This window comes from Kordia antarctica (assembly GCF_009901525.1).
Taxonomy (GTDB): Bacteria; Bacteroidota; Bacteroidia; order Flavobacteriales; family Flavobacteriaceae; genus Kordia; species Kordia antarctica.
The window spans coordinates 1,748,052-1,772,801 of the sequence record NZ_CP019288.1 but is presented as its reverse complement, the minus strand read 5'-3'; the positions used below and the strand labels follow the sequence as shown (position 1 = coordinate 1,772,801).

General features: G+C 35.3%; 1 protein-coding gene. It reads left to right on the top strand.

Features of this window, described 5'->3' with window-relative positions; translation table 11 throughout:
* Positions 1-331 precede the first annotated feature (331 nt).
* A complete protein-coding gene (locus IMCC3317_RS07055) occupies positions 332-24,745 on the top strand; it encodes an SDR family NAD(P)-dependent oxidoreductase (RefSeq protein ID WP_160128828.1) in 24,414 nt (8,137 codons plus the stop codon).
* Positions 24,746-24,750 lie beyond the last annotated feature (5 nt).

Here is a 24,750-nt window from a genome sequence, read left to right as displayed (position 1 = left end):
GCATATTATATTCATGATATGCCTACTCGAATTTATTAATCATCTCATAATCAAATTTGAATCTTGTACAGTATATTCCCTCTTCAAAGTACAAGTTTGAAACTTAATAAATTTGCTAACTCATAATTTATAAAACTTCGGAATACGTAGACTTTTGTCAAAGTTAAAACCAATAAAAGGAAGCAGCTCACAATAGGTACTTTCTATTCTTAAAATTCCGCTGCTTTTTTAAGCCTATTCCCCTTTTATAAATTCTATAAATATGCACCCAATTTTCTCAAAAATGGAACATATTTCAACTAACCAACCATATTAAACCATACCACAAGTAATGATTAGCGAAAAATATTCAAATGACTTGCAACTAGCAATTACGGAAATATTTAATCAATCTTTAGATAAGCAACCAGAAGTTATAGTGAACTTAGGTTGTGGAGAAGGAGAATTGCTGTTTGAAATACATCAAATTATTTGTAATCATACTTTACGTGGTGAACATCTTAAAGAGCGTCCTTTACACATTTTTGGTGTCGACAATTCACAAGACTTACTAGCTAAAGCATCCAAAAAACTTGCTTCAAAAAATAGCAATGCTAAAATACTTTTTGGCGATATATATCAGCCAAATGAGATAAAGAAATTATTAATAAATAATGGTGTTTCGTCAAATCAAAAAGTACTATACATTCATTCGTATACCTATTCTGACTTTAAAATTGATGATAAAAAAGTAAGCGATGAATCTTTAAAAATCTTAACTAAGAATCAATTTAACAGTTATGTAGATGCTACTGGGAAACAAGTTGACAATCTGAAAGTATTCAGAACTTGGCAACAACATTTACAAGGATATGCAGCACAAATAAAAGACAATCAACTTCTCTTCATAGGGAATCATTTAGGCGAAAACCTTGGAACTTCTCAATTAAGTAAAAAAGCACGGCGTTCAGATACTGAAATTGATTCTTTCAAAGGTGAAAATTTAATTAGAGCAAAAGCTTTTATAACACTAAGTGCGAGTGTTGGTTTATTCACAAATTATCCATCAAAATGCTATTTAGATACAAAATCGAATATTGAAACAGGGTTTCATCATTTTATCAAACGTAGTTACACTATTCGGTATGCATCTTTAAACGATTTAAAAACGTTGTGTCAACTAGAAGCACAATGTTGGCCAGAAAAAATAAGATCCTCAGAAGATGCAATTCGCAGTCGAATACAAAACTTTACGCAAGGTCAATTTGTATTGGAAAAAGATGGTAAAGTTTTAGGAGTTATATACAGTCAGCGTATTTCTGACAAAGACAAATTGGACGAGTACACAATGGATACTGTGCATGAATTACACGATGCAACAGGTTCAGTAGTCCAATTACTGGCTGTCAATATCAATCCTAGTGTACAATTCTTTAATTTTGGCGATCAGTTACTAGAATTCATGTTGCAACGATGCAGTCTCATTGAAGGCGTTACTGAAATTGTTGCTGTTTCATTATGTAAAAACTATAACAACAGAGAACTCTCTTTTGAAGAATACATAAAATTACAAGGAGAAAATCAAGATCCTATTCTAGCTTTTCACCACAATCATGGCGCTAACATTGTAAAAGGAATCGCTAATTACAGAACAAGAGATGATGCCAACAAAGGCTTTGGTGTTTTAATACAATACAATGACCTCAATAACAGATTGGGTTCAAACAAAAGAAATACCAAAACAGTCAATACAACTTCTGAAGATACACCAGATTTATCTATAGATAAACTAAGTATGAGGTTGTTTATCATTGAAACTATTGCAAATCTTCTAAATACCAATGTTGAATCAATAGATGTAAATCATCCGCTCATGGAAAAGGGCTTAAATTCTGTTGATTTACAAGTGCTACAAAGACAAATTGAGCTAAAATTTTGTATCAGTTTGCAACCAGGTTTCTTCTTTGAATACAACAATTTAGCGAAAGTACTTGAGTACATGGCTACTGCATTAAAATTGGATATTAGCGAAGCTTATATCGATGATGAGACATTGCCAAATGTATTTGAAGAAGATTATACGCATAAAATATCAAATTCAGACATAGCTGTCATTGGAATTTCATGTAAATTACCTGGCGGCATCACATCAACACAAGAGTTGTGGGAAGCACTAAAATCAGAAAAAGGTGCAATCAGTTCTTTTCCTAGAGAAAGAGGAAATTGGCCTAAAAACGAAGACTTTCCAGGAATAGATCAAGGAGGTTTTATGCAAGATGCAGATGCATTTGATGCGTCCTTTTTTAGAATATCTCCAAAAGAAGCAACCATAACAGATCCGCAACAACGTATATTACTTGAACTAACTTGGGCATGTTTAGAAGATGCGGGAATTCTGCCAAAAGACATAGCAGGAACAGATACAGGTGTTTTTATAGGCGCAAGTAACGCAGATTACAGTCGAAAAGTTCAAGATGCAAAAATTGAAGTAGAAGCACATCACGCTGTCGGTAGTTCGTTGGCTATATTAGCGAATAGACTTTCTTATTATTTTGATTTTTCAGGACCAAGTCTTTTGGTCGATACGGCTTGTTCATCTTCATTAGTTGCCATTCATACTGCATTGCAATCGTTGCGCAATGGCGAATGTTCAACGGCTATAGTCGGTGGTATAAACTTAATATGTCATCCTGATCTTTCTATTGCATATCACAAAGCAGGAATGTTATCACCAGAATCAAGATGTAAAGTATTTGATAGCAAAGCAAATGGGTATGTACGTGCAGAAGGTGCCGTAGTAATGATGTTAAAATCATTGGATAATGCCATTGAAGACGACAATCAAATTCATGCTGTACTAAAAGGAAGTAGCATCAATCATGGCGGATTAGCAGCAGGTTTAACGGTGCCAAATCCGAAAAAGCAAAGCGAACTTTTAGTAAACTCATGGAGAAATGCAGGAATATCTACGGCTGATATTTCATATATAGAAGCACACGGAACAGGAACTTCTTTAGGAGATCCGATTGAAGTTCAAGGAATTAAAAACGCATTAGCACAATCTAATGCTGAAGAAAGAGTAGAAAAATGTTCCATTGGTTCTATAAAAAGTAATCTTGGACATTTAGAATCTGCGGCAGGAATAACGGGAATCCTAAAAGTGATTCTCTCCATGAAACATCAACTCTTACCTGCAAATATTAACTATTCCGAACTCAATCCTAAAATACAACTCAGCGATTCACCATTTTACATTCAAGACAAACTTCAAACTTGGGAAGGAAAACATCCGTTTTTAGCTGGTGTAAGTAGTTTTGGTTCTGGAGGAACAAACTCGCATGTAGTAGTTCAAGAACACGTAGCAACACTACGAACAAAAACCGTAGATAAATCGTACTTATTTGTAGTATCTGCATTAAATAATGAACGTCTTAGCGAATATGCTTCTAAAGTGGTCAATTGGTTAGATACGGAAGCTACACCTGATAACTTTAGTGATGCAATATACAGTTTTCAGGTTGGTAGAACTGCTATGAAAAATCGCTTGGCTATAAAAGTTACGGATCAAAAAGACTTACGGAAAAAATTAACACAATGGATTTTGGGGGAATTACCTGAGAATAGTTGGTTCAATTCTAACACAACTTCCAATGCTATTGAAGTTACAAAAAGTGAAAAAGACGCAATTGATACTACTATTACGCAAGCATTTTCTAAAAAAGACCTTTCACAATTAGGTCAATTATGGACATCTGGTGTTACTATCAATTGGGAAACTTACTATAAAAATTACTACATAAATGCGAGCAAACCGCAATGTATAAGCATTCCAACATATCCTTTTGCAAAAGAAAGATATTGGATTCATACTAAAAATGTAGAACCGCAAATTTCTGCACCAGTTGAAACGATTAAAAAAGAAGTTACAACAGTATTTGCAACGCCAACGTGGGAATCAAAAAATGCTGAAGTTGCTTCTGAAAGTAACGTAGAAGATTTTTCTCAAAAACATGTTTTTCTGTGTAATATGTCTCTTGGAAACACCAAAAAAATAGAGACTTTATTACCCGGAACTAACTTTGCAATCATCAAATCTAAACAAAATGATATTGCAGATCAGTATGCTGAAATCGCGCTGACTTGTTTTGAAAACATTCAAAAAATACTAACCAACAAACCCAAAAGGAATGTTATTATTCAAATTGTAGTTCCGTTTAGTAACGATACTTCTGTGAGTTTAGGTTTGGCAGGAATACTCAAAACGGCTCACATTGAAAATCCTTCAATAAACGGGCAAATTATTGTTACAGATCCAAAAATTACAGGCGATCAATTAGCAACTCAACTCATAGAAAATCAATTACAAGCTACGGAACTAATTGTAAAATATGACGGAACTAAAAGACAGGTAGTTCGCTGGAAAACAGTTGCTTCAAACAACAAACAGCCAGAAATTATTTTTAAAGATAATGGCGTATATCTACTTACAGGTGGACTTGGCGGACTTGGAACTATTTTCATAAAAGAAATTAGCAAGCGTACCAAAAATGCACAAATAATAGTAACTGGCAGATCAAAAATAACTACTGAAAAGCAGGAAATACTAGATGAGTTAGCACAAAATTGTAAAGGAATTGCATATCACCAAGTTGATGTATGTAACTATGACAAAGTAAAAAAACTCATTGCTGAGATCAACAAAAAGTATGAAAATCTAAACGGAATCATTCATTGTGCAGGACAAATTCAAGATAATTTTATAATCAAAAAATCATCAGAAGAATTTAAAAACGTATTAAAACCGAAAGTAAAAGGAACAGTAAATCTTGATTTGGCAACTGAAAACGAAACACTAGATTTCTTTGTATTATTCTCTTCAATTTTTAGTGTTCTCGGAAATGCGGGACAATCAGATTATGCAACGGCAAACGGTTTTATGGATCAATTTTCTGTACATCGTAATGCACTAGTTCATCAACAAAAAAGACACGGAAAAACACTTTCTATCAACTGGCCATTTTGGGAAGATGGCGGCATGGAAATTCATAAAGCAAATCTAAATATCATTGAAGAAACTACTGGAATGGTTGCGATGAAAACTTCTACTGGTATCAAAGCTTTCTACGAAGGATTAACAAATGGATACCATCAAATGTTGGTCATGGAAGGAATTCCTTCTAAACTAAACAATACACTTCAAAGTCTACATCCAGAGCGAACTCATGAAGTAACTCCTGAAGTTCCTGCAACAGCACACTTCACAGGAAACAATGAATTGGTTTTAGAAAAAACAATAGAAAAAGTTAAAGAACTATTTAGCGAAGTCTTAGGATTTCCTGTAGATAAAATAGACGAAAACGAATCTTTCACTGTATATGGAATGGATTCAATTTTCATCAATCAATTAAACTCAAAACTTGCGAGCGTATTTGGTTCCATCTCAAAAACACTCTTCTTTGAATATCAAACAATAAACGATTTAACGGCGTATTTAGTAAATGAATATTCTGAAAAAGCTGCTTCTTGGGCAAACATCGCAAAAGAAACATTAGATTCTAGAACTTTACAAAGCACACAACATCGTTCAAACTCAAATCCTACAAGAGCTACTTCACAACTTGAAGAAGTACTAGATGCTCAAAAAGGAACAGGAAAAAAAGAGCCAATTGCAATCATTGGGATAAGTGGAATATATCCGAATGCTAAAAATTTGGATGATTTCTGGGAAAATCTAAAAAATGGAGAAGACAGTATTACTGAAATTCCTTCCACACGTTGGAGTTTAGATGATTTCTACGAACCTGACATGCAAAAAGCAGTTGAATCAGGAAAAAGCTATTCAAAATGGGGCGGATTTATTGATGAATTTGCACAGTTCGATCCTTTATTTTTCGGAATTTCTCCAAGAGAAGCCTTAAACATTGATCCGCACGAACGCTTATTCTTGCAAGAAGCTTGGCGCGCATTAGAATCATCTGGGTATACCAAAAGCGATTTAAAACATAAATACCAACAAAAAGTTGGTGTATTTGCAGGAATTACCAAAACTGGTTTTGAACTCAAAGCGCCTTATTACGCAAGTACAAATAACAAGTTTTTTCCACGATCATCTTTCAGTTCGGTAGCAAACCGATTATCATACATATTAGATATCAAAGGACCAAGTATGCCAATTGATACAATGTGTTCATCATCATTAACGGCAATTCATGAAGCATGTGAAAACATTCATCGCAACGAATGTTCTATTGCTTTTGCTGGTGGTGTAAATCTATATTTGCATCCTTCAACATATACGTATTTATCATCACAACACATGCTTTCTTCGGACGGACAATGTAAAAGTTTCGGATTAGGCGGCAACGGATTTGTGCCTGGTGAAGGCGTTGGCGTTGTCATACTAAAACCACTATCTAAGGCATTAAAAGACAAAGATACCATTCACGGTGTTATATTATCAACGCATGTAAATCATGGTGGAAAAACCAATGGTTACACGGTTCCAAGTCCAATATCACAATCAGAATTGATTCATGAAGCTATTGAAAAAGCAGGAATAAATGCGCGTGATATAAGTTACATAGAAGCGCACGGAACTGGAACAGAATTGGGCGATCCGATTGAAATAGAAGGTTTGAAAAAGGCATTTGACAAACACACCAATGATACGCATTATTGTAGTATTGGTTCTGTAAAATCGAATATTGGACACTTAGAAGCGGCAGCAGGAATCTCTGGTTTAACGAAAGTTTTATTGCAAATGAAACATGGTAAAATTGTACCAACGTTGCATGCAAATTACTTGAATCCTAACATTGATTTTGAAAAATCGGCGTTTAAAGTGAACACTGAATTAAAAGATTGGAAACGACCTTTTATTGAAAATGAAGAAAAACCAAGAATTGCTGGACTTTCATCTTTCGGAGCTGGAGGCGCAAATGCACATGTCATCATTCAAGAATACCAACAACCTAAAGATCAGAATAGTAAATACGGACTTTCTAATGTTGCAACGGATGTAATTGTTCCTTTATCTGCTAGAAACAAAGAACAACTAAAACAAAAAGCGGTTGCATTAGTAGATTTTATTAAAAAGTCAAAAACAGCAGCTTCTAGTTTAGAATCAATAGCATTTACGCTTCAAGTTGGAAGAGAAGTAATGGACGAACGTGTTGGCTTTAATGTCAATTCGTTGGAACAATTGGAAACTAAATTGGATCAATATATTGCTGGCGAACAGGAAATTGATGCATGTTACGAAGGAAATAAAAATCAACCTGACAAAATGTTTGCTTTGTTTAAAAAGGAATCCGACTTTCAACAGACGGTTGATAAGTGGATTTCGGACAAAAAACTATCAAACATACTCATGTTATGGGTAAGTGGTTTACAATTAAATTGGAATGACTTTTACAAAAATGTTCCTCAAATTCAACGTTTAGATTTACCAACATATCCTTTCTCTACAGAAAACTATTGGATTGATACAGAAGAAACAGAAAAAGGGTTATTTCAAAATGGTGCAGCTACTGAAAAAATAAATTCGGTTTTACATCAAAACACATCAAATCTTTTTCAACAAAGCTATAGTTCAAGTTTTAAAGGAAACGAATCTTTCTTGAGAGCTTCAACTGCTGATGCAACATCAACTCAAAAAATACTTTCTGAATTTGCATATTTTGAAATGGCACGCACAGCGGCAATTCATGCAACAAGTTCATTAGAAAATCAACACCAAATAGAATTGCGTAATATTCGGTGCGCAACACCTTTTGTGGTGACGAATGACAAACAAATCTCCATTGCATTGCATCCTTTAAAAGGTTCGGCAACAGCATTGGATTTTGAAATATTTAGCAATTCGGACGAAAACGAAACCGTTCATTGTCAAGGTGAAGCTATTTTTAACAATGCTAGCAAAACAGCAAACATAAACATTCAGCAATTGATCGCTGAAATGAAAAAGGAAACTACGAATGGTTTTTCTGAAAGTTTTGAAGAAATTCATACAAGCGAAAAATCAATCTTGGCAAAACTAATTATCTACAAAGATACTATTGATGCACAAGCAAAATTTGTATTTCATGCAACTATACTTGACAAATTAAGCGAAGCAATAAAAGCGTTGGTAAACAATGCAAACGTATCTTTTCTTGGTTTTGATTCGATCAAAATTGAAACGCTGCTAACTGAAAACACCTATTTATGGATTCGTCATTCAGCAGAAAATTCATCCGAAAACAATACGATAAAACTTGATATTGATTTCTGCGATGAAGCAGGAAATATTTCTACACAACTAAAAGGTTGCACGGTAGGAATTGGCAAGGCAAACATTGTATATAAAGATACAGAAGAAGGCGTTGAACAACTTTTCTTTACACGTTCATGGATTGAAAATGAATTGACAACTACGAATTCTGTAACTAAAGAAACGTACGAACAACAGCATTTGATTTTGGTAAATCTTGATCAAATTGATACAAAGAAACTTACGCAGTCTTTTGCGGGAAGTACATGTGTTCATTTATCAATAACAGCAACTGATATATCTGAGAAATACAGCCAGTGTGCGTTGGAATGTTTCAAAATTCTAAAAGAAATACACAGAAGCAAACCTACGGGAAAACATATCGTACAATTAGTAATTCCAAATAATGCCGCTCACGGACTATTTGCAGGAATATCAGGATTACTAAGAACGGCAACTTTAGAAAACACACATATCTCGGAACAAATAATTCTTACAGATGCTAATGTTTCCGAAAAGAATTTAATCAGTCAACTAAAAGAAAATCTGTTGCATACAAATGATCGCATTGTAAAATATGCAGATCAAAAAAGATATACATTCCAATGGGAAGCGGAAAATCTTATTGAAAATTACGATGCAAAAATTCCGTTCAAAGACAATGGCGTTTATGTAATTACAGGTGGTTTAGGCGGTTTGGGAATTATCTTCTGTAAAGAAATAATAAGTCAAGTTCGCAATGCGAAAATCATTCTAACAGGTCGTTCAGAAAAAGTATCTGAAAGTAAAAAAGCGTTATTAGCTTCACTTTCAACACATAATAATGTAGTAACGTATCAGCAATTAGAAATTGCAGATAGTACTAAAGTTAAAAAATTCATTGATACAATAGTAGCTGAACACACGCAATTGAATGGAATATTTCATTGTGCAGGAATGATTTCAGATAACTTCATTGTAGAAAAATCAGTAGAAGAATTTGCTGAAGTATTAGTTCCGAAAGTACATGGAACTGTGAATTTAGACGCGGCAACGCAAGATCTTGAACTTGACTTTCTAGTGTTATTTTCTTCCATTGCAAGTGCAATTGGATTTGTTGGACAGTCTGACTATGCAACGGCAAATGGTTTTTTGGATCAATTTGCGCAGTATCGAAATGCATTAGTTGAAACAGGCGACAGAAAAGGAAAAACACTTGCTATCAATTGGCCACTTTGGAAAGATGGCGGAATGGATGTAGATCACATGACCAAAGAAATGTTGAAACAGACAATTGGGATGCATGGTTTACAAACCGAAACTGGTTTGCGAGCATTTTATCGCAGTTTGGAATTAGATTGTAGTCAAAGTTTGGTTGTTGAAGGAATTCCACACATTTTAAAATTCCACATTCAAGGAATAACACCAATTGTAGTTCCTAGCAATGAAATAGTAGAAAATAATACAGTAACTGAAATTGAAGAAACAGCAGTTTCACAAGAAGATGTTCAGCAAGATGTCAACAAAATTCTATTAGAAGTTTTAGGCGTTAAATCATCTGACATTTCTATAGAACAAACATTTGTAGATATGGGTTTAAACTCCATCTTAGGTGTTGAATTATCTGTGGCAATCAATAAAAAGTTTGGAACTACAATTTCGAACGTCATTGTATATGATTATCCGAATGTAAAAGAATTGGCGACATATGTTGGTTCTCAACTCAAAAAGAAATCACCTAGTGTAGCTAGCAGAAACACTCTTCCGAAAGCAGTAAAAACGACAAATTCAAATAAAACTGCGAATGGGAAGTTAGGATTTTCATATCCAACACTTACGAGAAGAATTTCTGGTCAAGGAGAACAATTTAGAAACTTACAATCTCAAAATAATTCGTCAGCGCAATACACAGGAAATCAAGCTGACGATGATAGAATTGCCATTATTGGAATGTCTGGAAAATATCCAAAAGCAGCAAATTTAGATGCGTATTGGAATAATCTTGAAAGTGGTACAAACTCAGTAATTGAAATCCCAAAATCTCGTTGGGACATTGACAAATATTACGATGCAGATCCTGAAAAAGAAGGCAAAATATATTGCAAATGGATGGGAATGTTGGACGAAGTTGATTGTTTTGATCCTTTGTTTTTCAAAATTTCTCCACAGGAAGCTACATTTATGGATCCTGAACATCGCTTATTCTTGCAGGAAAGTTTCAAAGCTTTTGAAGATGCAGGATATTCAAGTGACGCATTAAAAAATTCAAAATGTGGTGTGTATCTTGGTTTAGAACGAAGCGAATATGCGTGGCATTTAACACAGAAAAATGTAAAAGCACCAACAATTACAGGGAATAATTCAGCGATTGCAGCTGCAAGAATTGCATATTTCTTAAACTTAAAAGGACCAGCTATCACTATTGATACCGCATGTTCTTCTTCGTTGGTTGCCATACATCTTGCGTGCAAAGCATTGATAAACAACGAAATTGAAATGGCATTAACAGGCGGAGTTCGTCTGTGGTTAGGACCTGAAACATACGTTGGTATGTGCGAGGCACGAATGCTTTCTGTTGATGGACAATGCAAAACATTTGACGATGCTGCCAACGGATTTGTTCCTGGTGAAGGTGTTGGAACGTTGGTTTTAAAACGTTTAAAAGATGCAGAAAGAGACAATGATAATATTCTTGGAGTCATTTTAGGTTCAGGAATTAATCAAGATGGGAAAACGAACGGAATTACTGCGCCAAGTGTAAAAAGCCAAATAGAATTAGAAAGAGACGTTTATGCTCGTCATAATATTGATCCGGCTACAATTAGTTATGTAGAAGCACACGGAACAGGAACAAAATTGGGCGATCCAATAGAATTAGAAGCACTTTCTACAGTATTCAAAGAAAGTACAGATAAGAAAAATTATTGCGGATTAGGTTCGGTAAAAACAAATATTGGTCATACAACGGCTGCGGCAGGAGTTGCAAGTGTGCAAAAAGTGTTGCTCTCCATCAAAAATCAAATATTACCACCGAGTTTAAATTTCCAAAAAGAAAACGTACACTTCGATTTTGAAAATTCTCCTTTTTACGTTAACAATAAAAAGCAGCATTGGAATCTTGATGCGAACGAATTGCGTCGTGCAAGTGTAAGTTCATTCGGATTTAGCGGAACAAATGCGCATTTAGTTATTGAGGAATATCCAACGAAAGTTGTTGAAAAAATAGCGGAAAACAAACAGGTAATGATCTTATTATCTGCAAGAACAGAAGCACAACTAGAACAAAAAGCACACGAACTTCTTCATTTTATAACGGAGAAAAAGAAAAATAACCAATTAGCTCAAGTTTCCATCGTTGATATGGCGTATACGCTTCAAACGGGAAGAGACGGAATGAAAGAGCGTTTAGGATTTGTGGTAAATTCTATAAATCAGTTGGAAGAAAACCTTCAAGCGTTTATCAATGGAAATAAAAATAATGGTGAAATTTATAGAGGAAAAGTAACTTCTAAAAATGATACACTTTCACTTTTCAGTACAGACAACGACTTAAAACAAGCCGTTACGAATTGGATGACTGACGGGAAATTTGCGAAACTTTTAAAACTTTGGGTTGACGGACTTCACATCGATTGGAATAGATTCTACAAGAATAACCAACCAAAACGTATGAGTTTGCCAACATATCCTTTTGCAAAAGATAAGTATTGGGTTGAAGGCGAAAATCGGGAAACATTCATTTCTACTAACAGTTTAGTTTCTCAGGCAACTGCCGGAATTCATCCGCTTGTTCATCGCAACACATCTGACTTAAGCAAACAAAGTTTTACATCTGTATTTAGCGGACACGAATTTTTCCTAAAAGAGCATCAAGTAAACGGAAAACCAATTTTGCCTGGCGTCGCATATTTAGAAATGATTCGCGTTGCACTTGAACAATCGTTACCAACGAAATCAGACACGCATTCGTTAGAACTTGGAAATATATTTTGGATTCGACCTTTTATTGTTGAGCAAATAGCTGAAATAGAAATAAGCTTATTCCCGGAAGGAAATGATACCATTTCTTTTGAAATCTCTAGTAAAAATGGAGCAGAAACCATCTTAAATTGTCAAGGTGAAGCGAGTTATATAGCAGTAAATAAACCTAACAAACTAGATCTCGAAACACTTCAAAATTCGATGTCACAAAAAATAGAAGCTGCTGATTATTACGCTTTTTTTGAAAATACAGGCGTTCATTATGGAACGGCTTTTAGAGGTATAAAGCAGAGTTTCGCTTCCGCAGATGCGTTATTAGCTGAATTGTCAATTGCGAATACCCATGACAATAACTTTGGTTTGCATCCAAGCATGTTGGACAGCGCATTGCAAAGTTGTGTTGGTTTAATAGTCGATTTCAATCAACATTCAAACCAAGCATTATTGCCATATGCTGTAGAAAAAATTGAAGTATTCTCGAAAACTGAGAACGAAATGTACGCGTATGTTCGTTTTGCTTCCGATTACAAAAAAGGTGATTCCGTTAAAAAACTAGACATTACACTCTGTGATGTACAAGGAAATATATGTGTTGAAATCACTGGTTTCTCTGCCAGATTTTCTACTGCACTAGGAGAAACACAACAAAATAATGCTGAAACTGGATTACAATATTTAGCGCCAACGTGGAATTTAGCAACGTTTGATACTACTGAAAAGGTAGAAAAATTAGCTAAAATTCTATTAGTAGGAACTAAAAATACCAACTTGGCTTGGTTGCAAAAATCATATGCAAACGCAACTTTTCTGGAAATACCGAAAGGTTTAGAAGTGGAAGCTATCAAACAGAAACTAACAGCTATTTCTTTTGATCAATTAATATGGATTGCTCCAGATGTTGAAAATGATACACAAAACAAAAAAGTTGACAGTGCACAAGTAATCGAAAACCAAGAAGAAGGTGTTATTGCAGTATATCGCATCACGAAAGCGTTGTTAAGTTTAGGTTTTACTGATAAAGCACTCAACTGGACTTTTATTACGAATAAAACTCAGAACGTACACAACGATACGCACGTACAATTTGTACATGCAGGAATCGTTGGATTTGTTGGTTCGCTAGCAAAAGAAAATCCACATTGGAATGTACGTTTACTAGATGTTGATACTTTCGATATTTTGAAAGCTGCTACATGTTTCTCAACTCCATATGATGAACAAGGAAACGCATTGGCATATCGTCAAGGAGAATGGTTTAGTCAGGAATTTGCGAAATTCTCAACAATCACAGATAAAAAATTAGTCTACAAACAAAATGGTACATACGTTGTCATTGGCGGCGCTGGCGGTCTTGGAGAACTTTGGACGAAATATATGCTTGAAAAATATCAAGCTACCGTAATTTGGATTGGTAGAAAAGAGCTTACTTCAGAAATTGAAGCTAAAATAGAAACGTTAAGTAACTTTGGGAATGCACCAATATATATTTCTGCGGATGCAACAAACAATGCATCTTTAGCAGCAGCTTACAAAAAAATTAAAGAGAAACATACCACGATTAATGGTGTTTTACATTCAGCAATCGTTCTAAAAGATCAGACAATTTTGGCAATGGATGAAGAAAGACTTAAAGGAAGTCTTTCTGCTAAAGTTGATATCAGCGTAAATATTGAAAGTGTATTTGGAAATGAAGCTTTAGATTTTGTATTATTCTTCTCTTCGTTAACCTCTTTTGCAAAAGCTGCCGGACAATCTAATTATGCGGCAGGTTGTACATTTAAAGATAGTTTTGCACAATACCTATCTCAAAATAAATCCTATGCGGTAAAAACTATCAATTGGGGATATTGGGGTAATATTGGTATTGTAGCAGACAAATATTACAAAGACAGAATGGAACAAATGGGCATTGGCTCTATTGAACCAGAAGAAGGAATGCAAGCCTTAGAAATTTTGTTTGGTTCTGAATTGAATCAAATGGCATTGCATAAAATTATTACGACGGAAGGAATTGCAAATGCAAATCTTTCCATCACGGAACAATTAAGTTTCTATAACAAAGCAACCGCATTTGACTTAGCATCTGTAAAAACAGGATTAAAAATAAAAGATGCAGATAAGTTACTAGAAACGTTAAAAGCAGTTCAGATTCCTGAAAATATGGACAGCTTATCAACGGAAATTTTGATATCGAGTTTGGTATCAGTCGGGCTTTTTGAAAATGGTGCGAATGAAATTTCAGACTTAAAACTAAACAATCCGCCAGCAACTTTCTATGACATTTGGTTAGATGCAACACTTCCATACTTACAAGAACAAAAGTGGTTAACGGATGATAAACGCATCAAACGTAACGTAGCAAACTTGGATGAATTGTGGAAAAAGTGGGAACAAGAAAAGAAAGCTTGGAACGAAAATCCGCATTGGAAAACACAAGTTACCTTATTAGAAGTATGTTTAAGAGCATTGCCAAGTGTACTTAAAGGAGAACAATTATCTACGGATGCAATGTTCCCAAATTCCTCACTACATTTAGTAGAAGGCGTTTACAAAGGAAATTACCAAGTAGACTATTACAATGATATTCTTTGTATTACATTGAGAGAATGTATTAAACAACATTTAAAAGAAGACAAAAATAAAAAATTACGAATTCTTGAAATTGGTGCAGGAACTGGCGGAACTACGACCAAAGTAATTCCTATTCTAAAAGAGTTTGACAATGTAGTGACTCAATATTGTTACACAGATTTATCGAAAGCATTCTTAATACATGCCGAAGAAAACTATTTGCCGCTGTTTCCAAACTTAACAACGACTATTTTTGATGCGTCAAAACCTGTGGCACTGCAATCGGTAGAAACAAATCACTATGATATTGTAATTGCAACCAACGTTTTACATGCAACTCCGAACATAAGACAAACCTTGCGTAATGCAAAAGCGGTTTTAAAAGATCAAGGAATTGTATTGTTGAATGAAATGAGCACGTGGACATTATTCAATCACTTAACATTCGGCTTATTAAAAGGATGGTGGTTATATGAAGATGCAGGCTTACGATTGGCAGGAAGTCCAGGGCTTACGCCAGAAAAATGGGAGAAAGCATTACGTGAAGAAGGTTTTGACTCCGTAATTTTCCCTGATGAAAAAGCACATGAATTCGGACAACAAATTATTGCGGCAGTAAGTAATGGAAACGTTGCGCAAAAACTTCAAAAAGCAAAAGTTGCACCAGCTGTAAAAGCAATCAAACAAATAGCTCCAAAACCTGTAGCACAAATAGTAAAAGCAGCAGCTGAACCAAAAGGAGATGTTAGAAAACAAAGTGTGGCGCTCTTTCAAACCTTAGTAGGAAAAGCGTTGCGAATGGATCCGATGCAAATTGAAGCCAATCAATCGCTTGAAAATTACGGATTGGATTCCATTATGGTGGTTCAACTTACAAATCAATTCCGTAAAGTATTTCCAGACATTACCAGTACACTTTTCTTTGAGGAAAGTACCATTGATGGTTTGGTAAACTATTTCATGGAAAACAAAAAAGAAGCTTTACTTAATATTTTACCAAAATCAGAAGATGCGGTTGTAACTCCTGTGGCGGAAGTAGCTTCACCAGTTGTAATGCAAGATTCCAGAAGAACATTCGAAATCTTACCAAGATCAACGAAGCAAGCTATTCAAGAAACTAAAATTCAACATACAGAACGAAGTACGTTTGATGTGGCGGTTGTTGGTCTAAGTGGTCGCTATCCAAAATCAGAAAACGTAAACGAATTTTGGGATAACTTACTAAAAGGAGAAAACTGTATCACGGAAATTCCTAAAAACCGTTGGAATTGGGAAGAATATTTCGATGCAGAAAAAGGAAAAGAAGGAAAAATATATACAAAATGGGGCGGATTTTTAACAGACATTGATAAGTTTGATCCGTTATTCTTCAAAATATCTCCAAAGGATGCCAAAAAGATGGATCCGCAGGAACGATTATTCTTAGAAACATGCTATCATGCAATTGAAGATGCAGGATATACGCCTGAAAGCTTAGGTGATAATGAGAAAATCGGAGTATTTGCAGGTGTCATGAATTCAAGATACTTACCGCAATCACTTCATTACTCAGTAGCCAACAGAGTTTCATACACATTCAACTTTCAAGGACCTTCAATGGCGGTTGATACGGCTTGTTCATCATCGTTAACAGCAATCCATTTAGCATTAGAAAGTCTGTACAACGGAACAAGTGAATGTACAATTGCAGGTGGCGTTAACATCATTATCGATTCGGAACATTACGTGCAACTTTCTGCAATGACCATGTTGTCTGAAGGAAATAAATGCAAAGCTTTCGGAGACAATGCCGATGGTTTTGTAGATTCGGAAGGAGTTGGTGCTGTCATTCTAAAACCATTGCACAAAGCACAAAAAGATGGCGATCATATTTATGGAGTTATAAAAGGAAGCGCCATCAATGCTGGAGGAAAAACGAACGGTTATACCGTGCCAAATCCAAAAGCACAATCGGTTGTGGTAACAAAAGCATTAGAAAGTGCAAACCTTGACAGAGAACAACTAAGTTATATAGAAGCGCACGGAACAGGAACTTCTTTAGGAGATCCTATTGAAATTTCGGCGTTGGCACGTGCATTAAAAACGGAAAACAATCAAGGTACTTGTGCTATTGGATCTGTAAAATCGAACATTGGACATTGCGAATCAGCTTCTGGTGTTGCAGGTTTAACGAAAGTATTATTTCAATTAAAGAATCAACAATTAGTACCTTCCATCAATGCTGAGGTATTAAACCCTGAAATTGATTTTAGCAAAACACCGTTTACATTACAAACCACAACACAAAAGTGGCAACAGCCAACACGAAAAATTAATGGAATAGTTCAAGAAATTCCGCGTATTGCAGGTATTTCATCGTTTGGAGCTGGTGGCGCAAATGCACATTTGATTGTTCAGGAATATACACAGCATGAAATTTCAAGCATTCCTGTCTCAAAACACATACCTAATACGGAAGTTGCGATTGTTCTATCGGCTCGAACGGAAGTTCAATTAAAAGAAAAAGCACAAAGCTTAGTATCTTTTATAAATGATGATGAAACGCTTGACTTGTTGTCGATGTCGTACACATTACAAGTTGGACGAGAAGCAATGGAGTTTCGTTTTGCAGTTGTCGTGAGTTCAATATCAGAACTTACAGAAGTACTGAAATCGTATGTGAACAGCACAAGAATTGCACATACACGTTACCAAGGAAAAGCAAAAGATCACAAAACAGAAGTATTAGAATTTAAAAGAACAGCTACTTTTGAAACGACACTTAACGGTTGGATTCAAAATAAAAACTACACCGATCTTCTAAGTTGGTGGGCAAAAGGATTAGACTTGAGTTGGGAACAATTCTATGGCAATCAAAAGCCACAACGTATAAGTTTACCAACCTATCCGTTTGCAAAAGAAAGTTATTGGATACAACCAGCATCGAACACAGGAATAACAAAAAATACAACGGCAATTTTACATCCGTTAGTACATGCAAATACTTCTGATGTTACGCAAACACGATTCAGTTCAACATTTAGTGGAGACGAATTTTTTATAAACGATTATACACTACAAAATGAAGGGAAAACTGCAACAGCACTTCCTTTTAGTGTAAGTATGGAAATGGCGCGTGCAGCTATTGAACGTGGACTTCCTACTCCAGAAGTTGCTGCTATTTTGTCATTACGAGATATACACTTTGGCTCATCGATTACATTGGCTAAAAACCAAGCGTTACACATTGCGTTATTTGCAAACAGTTCGGATTCAGTGGCGTATCAAATTTACAGCGATGTTAACGAAGATGAAGTTGTGTACAGTCAAGGAAGTTCAGTTTATGTAGAAGCTACTTCAGTTGAAAAACTACAGATACAGACGCTTCAAAGTCAGATGACAAAAGGAGTTATTCATGGCGATTCACTTTATACGGAAGCAACAAAAGTTCAGTACGGAACTTCATATCAAGGTATTAAAACGCTTTATATTGGTGTAAATCAGCTCTTGGCAGAATTACAAATACCAAGCGAATTAGAAAATACTATTGAAGATTACAAATTACATCCAAGCACTATTGAAAGTGCAATGCAAAGTGCCATTGGAATATTGCTTGAAGCTAATGAAATAGTAGGAAGTTCAGTTATTCCAATATCGATTTCTTCTGTGGAAATACGTTCGGCATGTACAAAAGAAATGTACGCTTGGACTCGTTACAGCAATCAAGAAGCTAACAAAATTGACATTGATATTTGTGATGCGCAAGGAAATGTATGTGTTCAGCTATATGGAATTGCATTTCATCAAGAATCTGATTCATCAAAAGTTGTAACACCAGCAATTGTTGAACAAGAAGTTGTAACATCAAAACCAAAAGTGGCTTTAGTTACTGAGAAATCAACTTTTTCTTTAGAAACACCAAAAGAAATTTCCTTTGCTAACGCTTCAACTGCACCGGCGAAGATTTCATTACAGTCAACTCAGGTATCAAAACCGTTAGCACATTCATTACTAAAACCAACAAAAATATCATTAAATACACCAAAAGCGGCTGACACCAAAAAGCAATCATTAGAAAAAGTACAAGTAACGCTTTCGTCAAATACAGTTGCAACATATTCTAAGAAAGCTACAGATTTGGCTCATCAATTAGTGCATTTGTATGATACTGGAAATGGTATATTTAATCTAAAAATAAAATCAGAAAGTGATAAAAACACACTTTCTAAGGAACTTACAGAACAATTAGTAAGCGCATTAAAACGTGCTGAATCTGAAACAAATATCAAAGTTCTGATTATTGAAGGTTTGCAAGATTCCTTTTTACAAGGTGGAAGAGAAGCGTATAATGAAGCAATTAATCAGAAATTGCATCAACAACTCATCTCTTTTCCATATCCAGTAATTGCGGCATTACAAGGAAATGCAACTGGAATTGGATTCTTAGTAGGTTCTTTATGTGATTTCATGATTTGTAGTGAAAACGGAAATTACGTTTACACACAATTAAATAAAGGTTTATATCCAAGTGATGAAGAATCTACTTTATTTAACGAACGTTTTGGCGCTGTACAAACAAGTGACTTTTTGTTGCCAACAGCAAACGGATTTACTGGAAATGAACTCAAAGCGAAAGGTTGGACAGTACCAATTGTTGTAAACTCAGAAGTTTTAAAAACGGCGCAACACTTAGCAGAAAACTTAGCAAAGAAATCGCAAACATCATTACGGATTTTAAAACAACATTTAGCACGACATATTTCGGCTAAAGTTTCTCAATTACAAAAAGTTGTTTCTATCGAAGTAAACAATCAAGTAGCACTTGATACGATAAAACTTCCAAAAACAACAAGCTTTACAGTAACTACGAAAGATGGTATTTCTACACTAAACATTAAAAAGAAAGCTGAAAAAGGTGGAATAAAATCTTTAGTAAAAGAAATAAGTGCATTTTTTAAATTAGTCAACAAAGCAAAAAATTACAGTCCAATAGTTTTAACGAGTGCATATTCAGGATTTTTACCTGAAAGCGCAACTACGAATGATATATTGACATTTACACAACAATTAGTATCGTGTAAATTTCCTGTAATTGCAGTTTTAGAAGCTGGCGCAAATGCAAAAGGGTGGTTTGCAAGTCAATTTTGTGATGTCACATTGTATCAAAAAGACGCAACCTATAACGCAACTGACTTATTAGAAATTTCGGAACTGTCACCACAAGCAGGAATGATCTTTTCTCATCGTTTTGGGAATTACAATAGCAGAGAGATTTTACTATTAGGAAATACATTCAGCGGAAGCGAATTACAGAAACACGTTGGAAGCATTCAAGTTTTTGAAAAAGATAACATTGTATCATCTGCTGTAGCGATTGCAAAATCGTTCTCAAAGTTACCAACGGAAATTTTGGTATCGTGGAAAGCATCGCAAGCAAAAATTGTACAAGAAAACATAAATCAATTAGTAGATTTTTCTTTAAAAGAAGAAACTATAAATACTAAATCAGAACCTAAAAATGGTTCGGTAGCTTTAAATTCATCAGTTGTAAAAGCGACGTTACATTCAGGAAATATTCTGGAAGTGAAGTTGGAAGATAAAGAATCAAAAAACATGTTTACCGATGCATTTATTGCTGGCGTCATAGAAGTTTTTGAGCACATTGAAAATAATTCATCATACAAAGCAATCATCCTCACTGGTTATGATAATTACTTCGCTTCTGGCGGAACAAAAGAAGGTTTAGTCGCAATTCAAGAAGGAAGAAGCAAATTTACAGACGCAAAAATATACCAATTAGCGATGGAATGTAAAGTTCCTGTGATTGCTGCAATGCAAGGTCACGCAATTGGCGGGGGTTGGTCATTAGCAATGTTTGCCGATTTTGTGCTATTCAGCAAAGAACGAAAATACCTGAGTCCATATATGAATTACGGATTCACGCCAGGCGCAGGAGCAACGTTCATTTTCCCAGAAACTATGGGCTATGATTTAGCGCGTGAAACGTTACTAACGGCAAATGAAATTTCTGGAAGTGAACTCAAAAACAAAGGATTACATCTTCCTGTTTTCAGTAAAGATGAAATTCTTGAACGTGCACTAGAAATTGCAACGCAACTAACAAGCATTCCAAGAGCAGTTTTAATGGCTTTCAAACAGCAATTAGCGCAACGAGGTTTGAGTCTAATAGAGAAAACCTACGAACTAGAATTGGCAATGCACGAGAAAACTTTTGTTGGAGATAAAGGCGCATTAAAACAAATAGAAAAGAATTTTACACGTAAGAGTACTGAAGTAATTGCTGAAACACAAAACACGAAAGTTACACTCGAAGTTGAAACTAAAAATATGTCGCATACTGAAGTCGATTTAAGAGAAGTATTAAACAATATCAAGGGTTTTCTAGCGCAAGAATTACACATGCAAGAAGATGATATTGATGAAGATACGCAATTTGTTGATCTTGGAATGGATTCAATTACAGGCGTAACTTGGGTTCGTAAAATCAATGACAAATTCAAAACTTCCATAGAAGCAACAAAAGTATACAGTTATCCAACGCTTACGATATTTGGGAAATTTATCAAGGAAGCAGTAGACAAAAATGCTACTTACAAAAGTGTTGAAGCACCAAAAGTTGTAATCACGGAAGAAGCTGTAGCTGAAGAAACATACGAAGAGACGTTTCAAGAAGAAGAAATATCTCAAAATGGAGTCGATGCGTCAGAAATCTTAAATAATATTAGAGGTTTCCTTGCGGAAGAATTACACATGCAAGAAGACGATATTGATGCAGATATTCAATTTGTAGATCTCGGAATGGATTCGATTACAGGTGTAACTTGGGTTCGAAAAATAAATGACAAATTCAAAACTTCGATAGAAGCTACAAAAGTATACAGTTATCCAACGCTTGCTATCTTTAGTAAATACATACAGGAAGAAGCGGAAAAATTAGGCTTACTAACGAAAAAAGTAGAAACGCCTAAAAGAATTCCGCTTATCAAACCACAAGTTTCGCAAGTGAATCTTGCACCGATACAAAACAACAAATCAAATTTTGAATTTAGCAAACTAACCTCTTGGAACACTAAAAAACCAATAGCGGTAGCTACTCAAAAATCATCAAACAAAAACGATCATCGCATTGCTGTGATTGGAATTGCAGGACAATTTCCAAAAGCAAAAAATGTAGAAGAATTTTGGAATAATATTTCCAAAGGAACAAACTGTATCAGCGAAGTTCCACAAGATCGATGGGACAATCATAAATTTTTCCAAGAAGGAAATCCAACGCCAGGAAAAACAAACAGTAAATGGATGGGCGCGCTCGAAGACTATGACAAGTTTGATCCGTTGTTCTTTAACATTTCACCTGTGGAAGCAGAAAGTATGGATCCACAACAACGTTTGTTTTTAGAATCATGCTGGCACGGAATTGAAGATGCGGGTTACAATACAAAAGATTTATCAGGTACAAAATGTGGTGTATTTGTAGGTTGTGGAGACAGTAATTACCACGATTTATCAGAAGAACACCGACTCAGTGCACAAGGTTTCACTGGCGGTTCATCTTCCATATTAGCAGCACGAATTTCATATCTATTAAACTTACAAGGACCTTGTTTATCAATTGATACTGCATGCTCATCATCATTAGTAGCGTTAGCAACTGCATGCGACAACTTGGTTTCTGGCAATTGCGATGTTGCGTTGACTGGTGGCGTTGGACTTATGGCGACTCCTGCAATGCACATTATGACAGCGCAAGCAGGAATGTTGTCTCAAGATGGAAAATGTCACACATTTGACCAAGGTGCTAACGGATTTGTTCCAGGAGAAGCTGTTGGTGTTGTGCTATTAAAACGCTTAGAAGATGCAGAAAGAGACAACGACAGAATTTACGGAGTTATTCAAGGTTGGGGAGTGAACCAAGATGGTAAAACAAATGGTATGACTGCGCCGAGTGCAGTATCACAAGCGAATTTAGAAACAGAAGTATATGAGAAATTCAGCATTGATCCAACGCAAATACAACTCATAGAAGCACACGGAACTGGAACTAAATTGGGCGATCCAATCGAAGTTGATGCACTAAAACAATCTTTCGGAAAGTTCACAGAAGATACAGAATATTGCGCATTAGGTTCGGTAAAAAGTAACATTGGGCATTGTATGTGGGCAGCAGGAATAGCAGGTTTTATAAAAACGATTCTATCCTTAAAACACAAACAATTACCACCAACAATTAACTTTGATACGCTTAATGAGCATATCAATTTGAACAACAGTCCGTTTTACGTCAACAATAAATTACAAAATTGGGAAGTAAACAGTAATGAAATACGCCAAGCAGCTATTAGTGCTTTCGGTTTTAGCGGAACAAATGCACACATAGTTGTTGCCGAACACGCTTCTTCACAAGTAAATAAAATACCTTCTATTGCAAACAAACTAGACAAATTTGCAATTCCAATAGCAGCAAAGAATGAAAAACAACTGCGAGAAAAAGCGGAAGAATTACTCAAATTTATCAACACGGAAAAGAATACATTACACATTCATGAAGTTGCATACACGCTTCAAGTTGGAAGAGAAGCAATGGAAGCGCGCGTAGGATTCTATGTAGATAGCTTGGAACAATTAAGCGATTATCTTAAAGATTTCATCAATAACACCAATAATAGCGAAATATATGTTGGAGAAGCAGACAAAAATAGAGATGAATTACGTCTGTTTGCACAAGATGAAGATTTAAAAGAAACGGTTGTTAATAAATGGATCAAAGAAAATAAATTATCCAAAATCATGAAACTTTGGGTAAAAGGATTGGATGTTGATTGGAATACATTCTACCGAGATGTAAAACCAAGTCGCATCAGTTTACCAGGATATCCTTTTGCAAGAAACAGGTATTGGATTGAAACAACAAGCCATAATTTACCTACCAATTCTTATAAAACAACTGAAATTATTGCCAACAAATTGCATCCGTTAGTACATGCAAACACATCAAACTTTAGACAGCAACAATTTAGTTCGGTATTTAGTGGAAATGAGTTCTTTTTAACGGATCATCAAATCAAATTAAAAGACAATTCCTATCAAAAAGTATTGCCAGGAGTTGCTTATTTAGAAATGGCGCAAGCTGCAGTTTCATTGTCATCATCAAATCCTGAATCAACTATTTTGGAGTTACAAAATGTCATGTGGTTAACTCCAATCATTGTGAATACTCAAAAACAGATTTCTGTATTCTTATATGAAAATGATGATGTTGACGATGTTGATTTTGAAATTAAGAGTTTTATCGCTCCAGGCGAAAGTACACAGCAAGAAATCATCCATTGTAAAGGCCAAGCACTATTCAGTACAATTCCTGAAACTTTACAACTCGATTTAGAATCGCTTGAAACCTTAATGACGGAAGGAATCATCAATGCTCCAAGACTCTATGAAATGTTTACTGCATCAGGATTAATATACGGAGCGTCGCACCAAGGAATTACCTCAATACTTTTGGGAGAAAACCAACTATTGGCAAAACTAAAGCTTCCAGAAATACTAAAAACAGATGCGAGTTCAGACAAGTTTACGTTGCATCCAAGTATGCTTGATAGCGCTTTTCAAGCAACAATTGGCTTAATAACCAACTTAGATAGCTTACCAGAAAAACCATCGGTACCATTCTTATTAGAATCGATTCGAATTCTTTCGGACTGTAAAAATGAAATGATCGCGTGGATTCGGTATGCGCCAGGAAGTGCAGCAACCGACAACGCAGTCAAACTAAACATTGATCTCTGTGATGTTGATGGAAACATCTGTGTTCAAATTCAAGGATTAACTTCTCGGATTCTTAAAGATGGATTTGGAACTGCAACTCAGCAAGCAATTGCACACACAAACAACGGTTTGTCATTTGATGAAACCTATCATAAAAATCTAATTAAGAGTTATTTGGATACAGATATTTCTCTTGATGACATTTTAGAACAAGTATAGCACTA